Consider the following 11391-nt stretch of genomic DNA (forward strand, 5'->3'; position numbering starts at 1 on the left):
CCGCACCGGCTGCTGCGCCGAAGAAGGCCGCGAAGAAGAAGGCTGCGCCGAAGAAGAAGGCCGCCGCGAAGAAGGCTCCGGCCAAGAAGGCTGCCGCGAAGAAGGCGGTCAAGAAGGCTGCTGCCAAGAAAACCGCGAAGAAGGCCGTGAAGAAGGCCGTCGCCAAGAAGACGGCGAAGAAGGCCGTGAAGAAGGCGGCTGCCAAGAAGACGGCGAAGAAGGCCGTCAAGAAGGCCGCCCGCAAAGTCGTGAAGAAGGCCGCCGCCGCGAAGAAAGCGGTGAAGAAGGCCGCGAAGAAGGTTGCCGGCAAGGCGAAGAAAGTCGCCAGGAAGGCCGCAAAGAAGGTCAGCAGCAAGAAGACGGCGAAGAAAGCCGCTCCCAAGAAGACAGCCCGGAAGGCTGCCGTGAAGAAGGCCGCCAAGGCGGTCAAGAGGTCCACTGCCAGCAAGAAGGCGAGCGTCAAGTCGGCGAAGAAACCCGCCGCCCGGAAGGCCGCCCGCAAGAAGTAAGCACCGCCACGGCCGGCCCGGCCTCGCGCCGGGCCGGCCGTGTTTTCTCGACACCCCGAGCCTGAGGCTCGTCTTGAGGCTCGTCGTTCCGGCGAAAGCCGGAGGAGCTTCACAACAGCGAAGCTGGTCATCCAGCGCCTCCGGGGCGCGGTGAAAGTCGCCCGCTCCCGGCTTCCGCCGGAACGACGAACCACCAGCCCGAAGCACCGCAAACTTTCCACGCGCCGCGCGCCGCCGTTCATCCAGGAAGACCATCCACCATGGCGATCAAGATCGAAAAGAAGATCAAGGGCTACAACGTCGTCAAGCCCGAGGCCAAGGCCGCGCCCGCCGCCGCACCCGAAAAGGCCAAGGCCGCCGAACCGCGCCAGGCCGAAGTCATCCAGATGCACGAGAGCCTGGAGCGCCCCGAGCAGCTCATCGGCTCCACCTTCAAGATCAAGTCGCCGCTGTTCGAGCACGCGCTGTACGTCACCATCAACGACATCGTGCTCAACGCCGGCACCCCGCACGAACAGCGCCGCCCCTTCGAGATCTTCATCAACTCGAAGAACATGGACCACTTCCAGTGGATCGTGGCGCTCACCCGCATCCTGTCCGCCGTGTTCCGCAAGGGCGGCGACGTCACCTTCATCGTGGAAGAACTGAAGGCCGTGTTCGACCCGCGCGGCGGCTACTTCAAGGCCGGCGGCGTCTACATGCCCAGCATCGTCGCCGAGATCGGCGGCGTGATCGAACAGCACATGAAGAACATCGGCCTCATCCACGACCCCGAGATGAGCGACAGCCAGCGCGCCCTCATCGCCGAAAAGCGCGCCGCCTACGAGGCGGCCGGCGCAAAAAAAAACTCTGAAGTGAGCCCGTCGTCCCCCGCGGGGGCGGGCGAGGGCGGCGACGCAACCGAATCCAACGGCAGCTTCCCGCCCGGCGCCACGCTCTGCCACAAGTGCAACACCCAGGCGCTGGTGCTGATGGATGGGTGCCAGACTTGCTTGAATTGTGGGTATTCGAAGTGTGGCTAATTAAAGCCTTAGCCTTTTAGTTTTGGTCGCGTTGACTGTTCAGGGGGAACAGAATGCTCGTAGAAAAGGAACGTACGGTCGCATTTTATGATCTCAAGCTTATCTTGGGACACCATGTGGCGGCAGACGACCCGAGTTTATTAGGGCGTTTGCTCCTTCAAATTGAGAGGTTGGCTAAGAGGTATCAAGCCATTCACACAGAAGGTACGTCAGGGAGTAATCGCCTGTCAATCCGAGAGGTGCGCATAGAGCAAGATTTTGCTGTTTTGCTAGTTTCTAGCTCAGACAAATCTATAAGTAACCCTGTTTTCGAGAATCAGGATACTGGTTCGCTTCGGGTTGCAGAAAAGAAGCCGCCTGAGGGTGTTGGTACGGCTTCACATGTGGTGATCTACACCAAGACGCAAAGAAAGGTTGGTACGCGTCGCAAAGGCTATTTGTGCGCAATTGAGTGTGTTGATGGAGTTGGCAAGGGACGAATTCAACGGCTTCTGGACGAAGTTTTAAAGCGCGCATTAGTTAGCTACAGCGTTGGTGAGGAACACAAAACAGAGGCTGCGAAAGTTGATTTTCGTGCACATGCTGCTAGCTCTCTAAAGGATCAGCTCGCTAATGGCGGTGCGCTAGACGAAATCTTGTTGGTGCGTGAGGCACTCCAGGATGGTGGAATCGATCCGCCGGAAGGCGTTCAGTTGGTTGAGAATGCCGTAAGGCTTAAGGTGGCGCCAAATACGAATAAGGAAAAAGTGCAGAGCTTTGTCAGAGGTTTATTCGGCAAAAGCGATATGGATTTTGAGTACATAAAGGTTCGCTATCACACTGCTAATGGAAAGCGTACACTTAACATTCGTTCAGAGGATCGAGCGAATTTTCTCGAGCAGCTTATGGCGGAAAATACGGATGTGCGGATCAATAAGGTAATGCAGCAATGCCATGAGCATATTGTTGATGAGCTGGTTGATGGTATTAAAGAAGAAGTGTTAAGGCGAATCGACTAGCTCCGGGGGGCGGTCATGTGGTCCCAGTTATTTACAGCATTGGGGTACCTTGGGATTAAGCTGAAGGGCAAGATTTATTTTGATCTTTTCTTTCCACTTACGATCGCAATCGTAGTGACCGCGATCGTTAATTTCTCGGGTATTTCTTTTCGTTTTTTTGATAACGGCGGCCTTCTTACTAGTGCATCGAGCCTTTTTGGTATTCTTATTGGGTTCTTTATTACTGCTCTTGCTGCGGTGGCCACATTTTCCAATAAAACTGTGGATAAGAGGCTTAATGGTCACGGGGCTTTTGTTAAGGGGGTGGAGCTTACTAGGCGCCAATTTCTATGCTTTTTGTTTGGCTATCTAACCTTCCTCTCTTTCTCACTGTTTTTTGTGAGCATGGCCTGTGCGGCTGTTCATGGGAAAGGTTGGGGGCAACATCTGGGTCAGTATGAGGCGTGCATAAGGCTTGGCAGTCTCTTCTTGTTTTCGTTTGCGCTGGCCCACTTGTTTTGTATTTGTTTGCTTGGAATGCATTACCTCATTTACCGGCTTCACGTTCCGTCAGTTGGTACTGTGACGGTGTCTTCAGATACGGAGTCGAAATAGAGGTCGCAAGCAGAAACGGGGTCAGGTTCACTTCCAAACAGCCGCTGGACCACCAGCGTGACGCCGGCGAGTTCGCGGGAGTCGGCATCTCAGGTCGCGGCGGTCGCTGGTGGCGGGCTGGGCTGCTGCCCGCGTACCAGCATGACGGGTACCGGGGCGATGCGCGCCACTTGCTCGGCATCGCTGCCCAGTAGCAGCCGGTCCACGCCGCGGCGGCCGTGGGTTCCCAGCACCACGAGGTCGCAGCCGCTGGCCTCGGCTTGCTGCGCAATGAGTTCCGACACGCGCTCGCCCTTGCTCTCCAGCCGGATCGTTTCGACCTGCGTACCGTTCCGGCGCAGTTCCGTCGCGGCTTCGTCCAGCAGGGCCTGGCCGGCCGCCAGGATTTGCGGGCGCACTTCCTGGATGTAGACCACGGGGCGCTCAGATAACGGGGTCAGGTTGACTTCTCAGCAACCGCCGATAACGGGGTTCTTGCAGGCAGCCGCTGGGCCACCAGCGTGACGCCGGGGACTGGATCCCGTCGCGTCAGAAATGCCTTCCGAGGGTGACAGCGCCGTAGACAGGTATCGCCTTTTGCCCGCAAAAATCGCAGGAGCGCCCGTGCTCCGGCGGGAATTCGCGGGGTAGGCATCTCAGGTCGTGGCGGTCGCGGCTGGTGGGCTTGGCTGCTGCCCGCGTACCAGCATGACGGGTACCGGGGCGATGCGCGCCACTTGCTCGGCATCGCTGCCGAGCAGCAGCCGGTCCACGCCTCGGCGGCCATGGGTTCCCAGCACTACCAGGTCGCAGCGGCTGGCCTCGGCTTGCTGCGCGATGAGTTCCGACACGCGCTCGCCCTTGCTCTCCAGCCGGATCGTTTCGACCTGCGTACCGTTCCGGCGCAGTTCCGTCGCGGCTTCGTCCAGCAGGGCCTGGCCGGCCGCCAGGATTTGCGGGCGCACCTCCTGGATGTAGATCACGGGGCGCTCGAAGCCGAGGCCGTGCTTCATCTCCTCGACGACGTGGAGCAGCACGACGGTCGCGCCGCTCATGCCGGCCAGCCTGGCCGCATGGTCCAGCGCCAGGCGCGCCGTGGCGCTGCCGTCGAGTGGAACCAGGATGCGTGAATACATGACGTGATGTCCTCGGGTCATGAAACGGTGGAAGGGGATGCGTCCAGCAGATGCAGCGCGTCGCGTGCGGCGATCCACTCCTCGTTGGTCGGTTCGACGCCGACCAGGACGCGGCTTCGAGGCGAGGAAATGACGAAGGCGTCGGCGGCATTCGCCGCCTCGTCGAGCTGCACGCCGAGGAACGCCAGGTCGCGGCAGACCCGTTCGCGGACGAAGGCGTTGTGTTCCCCGACGCCGGCGGTGAAGAACAGCGCGTCGAGGCCGCCCAGCACGGCGGCGAGCGCGCCGATCTCGCGCACGATGCGCCGCACGTAGAACGCCAGGGCGAGGCGCGCACGCTCGCCGGGCTCGCCCTCGTCGTCCTCGTGCCGCACGATCACGCGGGGCTCGGACGAGATGCCCGACAGGCCCAGCAGGCCTGAGCGGTGATAGAGCAGTTGCCCGACCTCGTGCAGCGACAGTTTCTCGATCTCCATCAGGTACAGCACCGCGCCGGGATCGATCGAGCCGGTGCGGGTGCCCATCATCAGGCCGTCCAGCGCGGAAAACCCCATCGTGGTGGCCACGCTTTCCAGGCCCTGCATCGCGCACAGGCTGGCGCCGCTGCCCAGGTGGGCGACGATGGTGCGGCCCCGCGCGGCCCCGCCGTGCCGTTCGGCCAGGGCCAGCGCCATGTAGGCGTAGGACAGGCCGTGGAAGCCGTATCGCCGCAGGCCCCGCTGCCAGGCGTCGTAAGGGAGGGGCAGGATCTTCTCGACCTCGGGGATGGTGTGATGGAAGCCCGTGTCGAAGCAGGCGACCTGCGGCAGGTCCGGCAGCTGCCGCAGCAGGATGTCGATCGCCTCGACCGCGAACGGCTGGTGCAGCGGCGCGAGCGGGATGTAGCCCTGCAGGTCGGCGAGCACCTGCGGGTCCACGCGCACCGGCTGGAAGTATCTGGTGCCGCCATGCACGACCCGGTGGGCGACGACGGCGATGCTGCGGCCGGCTAGCCGCGCGACGACGCGCTCGCGGATCAGGCGCAGCGCGTCGCGGTAGGGATGCTGCGCGTCGAGGACGACGGGAAACGGCGTCACGCCGGTTTCGCCGAAGTCGGGCGCCGGGCCGCCGATGCCCTGCACCTTGCCGTTCCACAACGGCTCGCGCGCCAACGGGACGGTGGCGGCGTCGAACGCGGCGAACTTGATGCTCGACGAGCCGCAGTTGAGCACCAGGATCACGGCGCCGCTCATGTCGTACCCATCCCGGCACCGCAAGGCGACGGCGTGCCATCGCCATGCCGCCGTCCGCGGCGGCGACCGGCGCCTTCGATGCGGCGAAGCGTCCCGGCGCCGCAGGCCCGGCAAGCCGGGGAACGCATGCCGTCGGTGGCGGCCGTCGGGGTGTCTTTCTGGATGGAGGCGCGTTGGATCCCGGTCACGGCGGAGCATTCCGATAGTGGTGGGCCAGCATCACGGCGATCGCGCAGGAGGCGATCCGCGAAACGAGGGGGTCGGCACGGCTGGTGAGGACGATCGGCACCCTGGCCCCCAGCACGACGCCGGCGCTGGTCGCGTCGCCGAGGTAGATCAGCACCTTGGCCAGCATGTTGCCGCTCTCCAGGTCCGGCACCACCAGGATGTCGGCCTGCCCCGCGACGTCGGAGCGAATCCCCTTGGTGAGCGCCGCATCGAGCGAGACCGCGTTGTCGATGGCCAGCGGACCGTCGAGCAGGCCGCCGCTGATCTGGCCGCGGTCGGCCATCTTGCACAGCGCCGCGGCATCCAGCGTGGCGGGCATCGCGGGGCTCACGGTTTCGACGGCGGCGAGGATCGCGACCCTGGGCGTCTCGATGCCGATCACCCGGGCCAGGTCGATCGCATTGCGCACGATGTCGGCCTTCTGCTCCAGCGTCGGCGCGAGGTTGATCGCCGCGTCGGTGACGATGAAGGGGTGCGGGTAGCGCGGCGTCTGCAGCACGAAGCAATGGCTCACGCGGCGCTTGGTGCGCAGGCCCGATGCAGCCGACACCACGGCGGCCATCAGCTCGTCGGTGTGCAGGCTGCCCTTCATCAGGGCCTCCACCCGGCCGTCGCGCGCCAGTTCGACCGCGCGCTCGGCGGCCGCGTGGCTGTGCGGCACGTCCACGATGTCCACGCCGCCCAGGTCGATGCCGCCGGCCGCGGCCACCGCCTCCAGCCTGGCGCGCGGCGCGACCAGCGTGGGCCGGATCAGGCCCGCATCCCGCGCGTCGAGTGCGGCGGACAGGCTGGCGCCGTCGCAGGGGTGCACCACCGCGACCTGGATGGGCGCCAGCGTGACGGCATGCGCGATCAGTCGCTGCACGTCCTGGTTCATGGCGGGCGGGGAGTCGTTGCTGGCGGTCGCGGTCATCGGTCGGCCTTGCGCGGTGGACGGGGACGGCGTTCGGGTGCAGCGGGTGCGGCCTGCCTGCGGGATGGGCCGGCCGCCCCGGCATTGCGGCGCGCTGCCCCGGCCGGGCCGTCGCCGCCGCGGGACCGGCGCGGCGGTTTCCCGGTCGAGGGCACCGGGTCTGCGTCCTGCGCGCTGCCCGGCACGAACAGTTGCCGGATGCGCCGCAGTCGTTCCTGCTCCTCCGCGGTCAGCGCGTCGCCGCTGTCCAGCATGGCCTGGATCGCGGACAACGCTTGGCTGCGGCGGGCAGGGGACGTCGTCGCCAGCAGGGCGGGAATGGCGGCCACCGCCGCCTCGCCGTCCAGGCGCATCAGCAGCGACTGGGCCCGCACCATCCGGCGCAGGGCATCGGCTCCGGCCGCATCGAGCTTTGTTCCGATCAAGCGGGTGGCGCAATGGGACAGGCGATCGTCGATCTGGCCGCGGACATCCAGCACGTGGTACAGGGCGCGGATGCCGGCCTCGGCGAGGCCGCCCCGGTTCACGCTGTCGCGCACGCGGGACTGCCGCTCGGCCAGCCAGCGACGGTGCTCGGGGCTGTCGCCGGGGTGGGGCCGCGCGGGGCTGGCGGAATTCGAGGATTGCCCTGCCAGCGCGCGGGCCACGGGCGAACCGTAGATGGCCTCGAAGCTTTGGGCGTACAGGCGGTCGCGGGCATCGCGGTAGCCGTCGAGCAGATCGACGACGGCGTTGGACATGGCCTGCTGGGCATGCAGGAACGGGTTGTCCGCGGTGACCGGCCAGCGCTGCTTGCGCGCCTGTTCCGCGAGGGCGGCCACCCAGCCGGCCCACGGGTGCTGGTCGGACCACCATTCGTAGCCGATGCGCATCGGGTGCAGCTTCTGCAGCCACGCCGCGCTCCAGCCGGCGGAACAGGCCCGCACCCAGGGCTGCACGGTGTTGCGGTACAGCGCAAGGTTGATTTCGGAGATGCGCGCCGCCGCAGCGAAGCGGCGTTCCTCGTCGGCGTCGGGGCGCACGATCCCGCGCACTTCCTCCACGCTGCTGCGGCGTATCGTCATCAGGTAGGAAGGGGCGGCGGGCGTTGCGCCGGGGTGTTCCTCGTGGACGTCGTCGACCACCGCCCGGTAGATGCCGGCGGGCAGGCCGTCGATCAGGTCGATGTTGCTGGCCAGCTCCCGGTGTTCCTTGCGGCCCACGCTGGCGGAGACAAAGATGCCCAGGTGGCCGATGCTGTCGTGGGTGGCGAAGACGATGGTCTGGTCGTGGTCGACCACGTCGTCGTCGTCGCGGTACAGGTCGGTGATCCAGCCCAGCGCCTGGCCCGGGGGCGTGATGTTGTCGCCATATGAACAGAACACCACGATGGGCGAGCGGATGTTGCGCAGGTCGATGCTCGTGCCGTCGGAGGTCACCAGCTCCGCCGTGGCGAGCTTGTTGCCGATGAACAGGTTGTCGACGATGTACTGCATCTCGCCGCCTTCCAGGAACACGTGGCCGCCCCAGTACTTTTCGAACTCCAGGTAGCGCGGGCCCTCGGTGTCGACCTTGGCGTACACGTTGTACTGCTTGGACCACAAGGTGTTGGCCGGGTCGAGCCGTTCGAAGTTCTGCACCAGCCACGCGCCGTCGAAACGTCCGGCGCCGAGGTCGCTGGTCATCGCCGTCAGCCAGCTTCCGCCGGTCAGGCCGCCGGCGTAGCGCATGGGGTTGTCGCCGGCCCAGTACGACAGCGGCGCGCCGGCGAGGATGATGGGACCGAACAGTTCCGGCCACACCGCGGCGGTCATCAGCACCTGCCAGCCGGCCTGGCAGTTGCCGATCACCGTCGGCTTGCCGATGCTGTCCGGGTGCAGTTCGGCCACCTTGCGCACGAAGGCGGCCTCGGCGCGCATCACGTCCTCCACGGTCTGCCCGGGCACCGGATCGGGCAGGAAGCCCACGAAGTAGCACGGATGGCCGGCTTCGAGGGCGGCGCCGATCTCGCTGTCGGGCTTGAAGCCGCCGATGCCGGGGCCGTGCCCGGCGCGCGGATCGACCACCACGAAGGGGCGCCTGGCCGGATCGACCGCCTTGCCTGCCGGCGGCACGATCCGCGCCAGGCCATAGTTGACCGGGCGCGGCAGCTCCAGCCCCGACATCAGCAGTTCGGCTTCGAAGTGCAGCACGTTGGGCGCGCGTTCCAGCAGGTGCGCACGGTACTGGTTGCCGCGCTGGCGGCGCACGTCCGCATACAGCAGGCTGCGTTGCCAGGCGTCGATCAGGTAGTCGCTGGCCGCGCCGGCCAGCGACAGCGCATCGACCGGCCGGACCGGCGCCACGGAGGGCGTTGCGTTGCCGTTCTTGCTCATGACGGGTCTCCGGTGTGGATCGACGTCCGCTGGCCACGGTCGCGCCCGGTCGGATGCGCCGGAAGGTCGGGCGCGTGGGCATGGAAGCCCCTGTCGGTCGTGCGCGTGGCGGTGAGGATCGCGGTGTCGTTCATGGGTTTGCCTGCCGGGCAGGGAAAGCGTCAATACATGTGCTGGCCGCCGTTCATCGCCACGTTGCTTCCGGTCATGAACGCGGCGGCGTCGCTGGCGATGAAGCGGATCAGGGCGGCGATTTCCTCCGGCTTGCCGAGGCGGCCGACCGGAATGCCGGCGGTCACCCTGGCGAGCGCGTCCGCCGGCATGGCGGAGACCATGGCAGTGTCGAGGTAGCCCGGTGACACCGTGTTGACGGTCACGCCCTTGCGCGCGACTTCCTGGGCCAGCGCCTTGGTGAAGCCGTGGATGCCGGCCTTGGCCGCGGAGTAGTTGGTCTGCCCGAACTGGCCCTTGCTGCCGTTGATCGACGAGATGTTGACGATGCGGCCCCAGCCGCGTTCGAGCATCCCGTCGATGAACGGCTTGGTGACGTTGAACATCGAATCCAGGTTGACCCGCAGCACCGCGTCCCAGTTGTCCTTGGTGAGCTTGCGGAAGGTGGCGTCGCGGGTGATGCCGGCGTTGTTGACCAGGATGTCCACGTGGTGGCCGTCGGCGGCGATGCGCTGGGCCATGCGCTCGCAGGAGGCGAAGTCGGCCACGTCGACAGCGTAGGAGGCGAAGTCGTAGCCGGCGGCCGCTTCCCGCGCCAGCCATGCCGTAGCGGCCTCGTCGTTGCGCGAGTAGGCGACCAGCACGGCATGCCCGGCATCGTGCAGGGCGCGCGCCGTGGCTTCGCCCAGGCCCCCCATGCCGCCGGTGACCAGTGCCGTGTGTCTGCGGGTGTCCAGGTTCACGCTGTCCTCGTCTTTGCCGTTGGCGGCGTCGTGGGGGGAGTGTGTGCGCGCATGCCCGTGCCGGGCCGCGCCTGCGGGCAGGCCGTGGCCAGGGCCGGGAGCGTGGCCGGTGCCGGGAGCGGGGCGGCGGTGTCGGGCATGGCGGGGATTCTGGTGGGCGGGGACGGGCGTCAGGCCATCTGCGAGATCGCCTTGCGGAAGCGCGCCAGCGAGAACGCGAACAGCACGGAGCCGATCACGGCCAGCGCCAGAAACTGCGGCCAGACCACGTCGAAGCCCGCGCCGCGGAACAGGATCGCGCCGCCCAGGTTGACGAAGTGCGTGGTGGGCGCCGCCTGCATCATCGTCTGCACCGCCACCGGCATGCTCTCGAACGGCGTGCTGCCGCCGGACAGCATCTGCAGCGGCATCATGATCAGCACCATCAGCATGCCGAACTGCGGCATGTTGCGCGCGAGCGTGGCCATGAAGATGCCCAGCGAAGTGGTCGCGAACAGCACCAGCGCCGCGCCGGCGAAGAACAGCCACAGCGAGCCGGCCACCGGCACGTGCAGCGCCCAGCGCACCACCAGGTTCAGCGACAGCGCGGCTGCCGCCAGCACCACCAGGCCCATGGACCAGATCTTCGCCAGCATGATCTCCGCCGGTGTGACCGGCATCACCAGCAGATGCTCGATGGTGCCGTGCTCGCGCTCGCGGATGAGCGCGGCGCCGGCAAGAATGATAGACAACATGGTGATCTGGTTGATGATCTGCGTCAGGCCGCCGAACCAGCTCTTCTCCAGCGACGGATTGAAGCGGGCGCGCAACGCCAGGTCCACCGGCGGCGCGGTGCTGCCGCGATGGCGCTGGACGAACTCGTCGATCTCGCCCATCGCGATCTGCTGGATGTAGCCGCTGCCGATGAACGCCTGGGTCATGCGGGTGGCGTCGGTGTTGAGCTGGATCTCGGCCCGGCGCCCGGCCAGGACGTCGCGCTGGAAGTTGGGCGGAATGATCAGCGCGAAGGTGTAGTCGCCCGCGTCCATGCCCGGATCGACCTGCGACTGGTCGATCACGATCGGCGGGGTGAACTCCGGCGGATAGAACGCCGAGACGATGCGCTGCGACAGCGGCGAGTGGTCTTCGTCGACGATCGCGATGGGCGCGTTGTTGAGCGTCTCGGGCATGGAATTGGCCGAGGTGTAGACCGCGAAGGTGAACACGTACAGGATCAGCACCAGCATCACCGGATCGCGGCGCAGGCTCCACAGTTCCTTGACGCCCAGCCGGTAGATGTTCGCCATCCTTCTGCGCAGCACGTCAGCGCTCCTGTTTCTTCAGCAACGCGATGGCCACGCCCAGGATCACCGGGACCGCCAGCAGCAGCGGCCAGAACGATGCCGACAGGTCGCCGAATCCGAGCGCCTTGTTGAAGACGCCGCGGCTGATGGTGAAGATGTGGCTGGCCGGGTAGATCTCGCCGATGACGCGTCCGCTGCCTTTCAGGGAGGCCCCCGGGTCGATCATGCC

Annotated in this window: 11 protein-coding genes and 2 pseudogenes; 3 read left to right on the forward strand and 10 right to left on the reverse strand. The window is 65.9% G+C overall.

From position 1 onward, the window contains the following. Positions 1–37 precede the first annotated feature (37 nt). A pseudogene (locus PCA_RS17465) lies at positions 38–463 on the reverse strand (hypothetical protein); the annotation flags it as partial. Positions 464–769: 306 nt separating this feature from the next. Here PCA_RS17465 and PCA_RS01895 point away from each other — a divergent pair. From PCA_RS01895 to PCA_RS01905, 3 genes are read left to right on the forward strand one after another with little or no spacing between them, the layout of a single operon-like run. Further along, a complete protein-coding gene (locus tag PCA_RS01895; RefSeq protein ID WP_181300481.1) occupies positions 770–1531 on the forward strand; it encodes an NrdJb in 762 nt (253 codons plus the stop codon). A 53-nt stretch (positions 1532–1584) separates the two neighbouring features. Continuing rightward, on the forward strand, positions 1585–2529 hold the full coding sequence (locus PCA_RS01900) for a hypothetical protein (protein WP_181300482.1): 945 nt from the start codon (positions 1585–1587) through the stop codon (positions 2527–2529). A 15-nt stretch (positions 2530–2544) separates the two neighbouring features. Beyond that, positions 2545–3123 (forward strand): hypothetical protein, encoded by a 579-nt coding sequence (locus tag PCA_RS01905; RefSeq protein ID WP_181300483.1) that lies wholly within the window; start codon positions 2545–2547, stop codon positions 3121–3123. Between the two features lie 89 nt (positions 3124–3212). Here PCA_RS01905 and PCA_RS01910 read toward each other — a convergent pair whose 3' ends face one another. The 9 genes and pseudogenes from PCA_RS01910 to PCA_RS17470 form a co-directional block, all read right to left on the reverse strand. After that, positions 3213–3539, reverse strand: coding sequence for a universal stress protein (locus PCA_RS01910; protein ID WP_343204389.1), 327 nt, complete (start codon positions 3537–3539; stop codon positions 3213–3215). 219 nt (positions 3540–3758) lie between these two features. Beyond that, positions 3759–4238: a universal stress protein gene (locus tag PCA_RS01915; protein WP_181300484.1), complete on the reverse strand. Its 480-nt coding sequence runs from the start codon at positions 4236–4238 to the stop codon at positions 3759–3761. A gap of 17 nt (positions 4239–4255) precedes the next feature. Then, entirely contained in the window at positions 4256–5470 is a 1215-nt protein-coding gene (locus tag PCA_RS01920) for an acetate/propionate family kinase (protein WP_181300485.1), read from the reverse strand. Positions 5471–5654: 184 nt separating this feature from the next. Continuing rightward, positions 5655–6563 (reverse strand): annotated as a pseudogene (locus tag PCA_RS01925) (bifunctional enoyl-CoA hydratase/phosphate acetyltransferase); the annotation flags it as partial. Positions 6564–6607: 44 nt separating this feature from the next. Next, on the reverse strand, positions 6608–8965 hold the full coding sequence (locus PCA_RS01930) for a DUF3141 domain-containing protein (RefSeq protein ID WP_181300487.1): 2358 nt from the start codon (positions 8963–8965) through the stop codon (positions 6608–6610). Further along, positions 8962–9099 (reverse strand): hypothetical protein, encoded by a 138-nt coding sequence (locus tag PCA_RS01935; protein ID WP_181300488.1) that lies wholly within the window; start codon positions 9097–9099, stop codon positions 8962–8964. Before PCA_RS01935 ends, PCA_RS01930 begins: the two co-directional genes overlap by 4 nt. 27 nt (positions 9100–9126) lie before the next feature. Beyond that, positions 9127–9873, reverse strand: coding sequence for an acetoacetyl-CoA reductase (gene phbB / locus PCA_RS01940; RefSeq protein WP_181300520.1), 747 nt, complete (start codon positions 9871–9873; stop codon positions 9127–9129). A 176-nt stretch (positions 9874–10049) separates the two neighbouring features. After that, on the reverse strand, positions 10050–11180 hold the full coding sequence (locus tag PCA_RS01945; protein WP_343204390.1) for an ABC transporter permease: 1131 nt from the start codon (positions 11178–11180) through the stop codon (positions 10050–10052). A gap of 1 nt (position 11181) precedes the next feature. After that, on the reverse strand, positions 11182–11391 hold a 210-nt coding region (locus PCA_RS17470), incomplete at its 5' end, for a hypothetical protein (protein WP_255436597.1).

It is taken from the genome of Rhodanobacter sp. PCA2 (assembly GCF_013620825.1).
In the GTDB taxonomy this organism is placed as follows: Bacteria; Pseudomonadota; Gammaproteobacteria; order Xanthomonadales; family Rhodanobacteraceae; genus Rhodanobacter_A.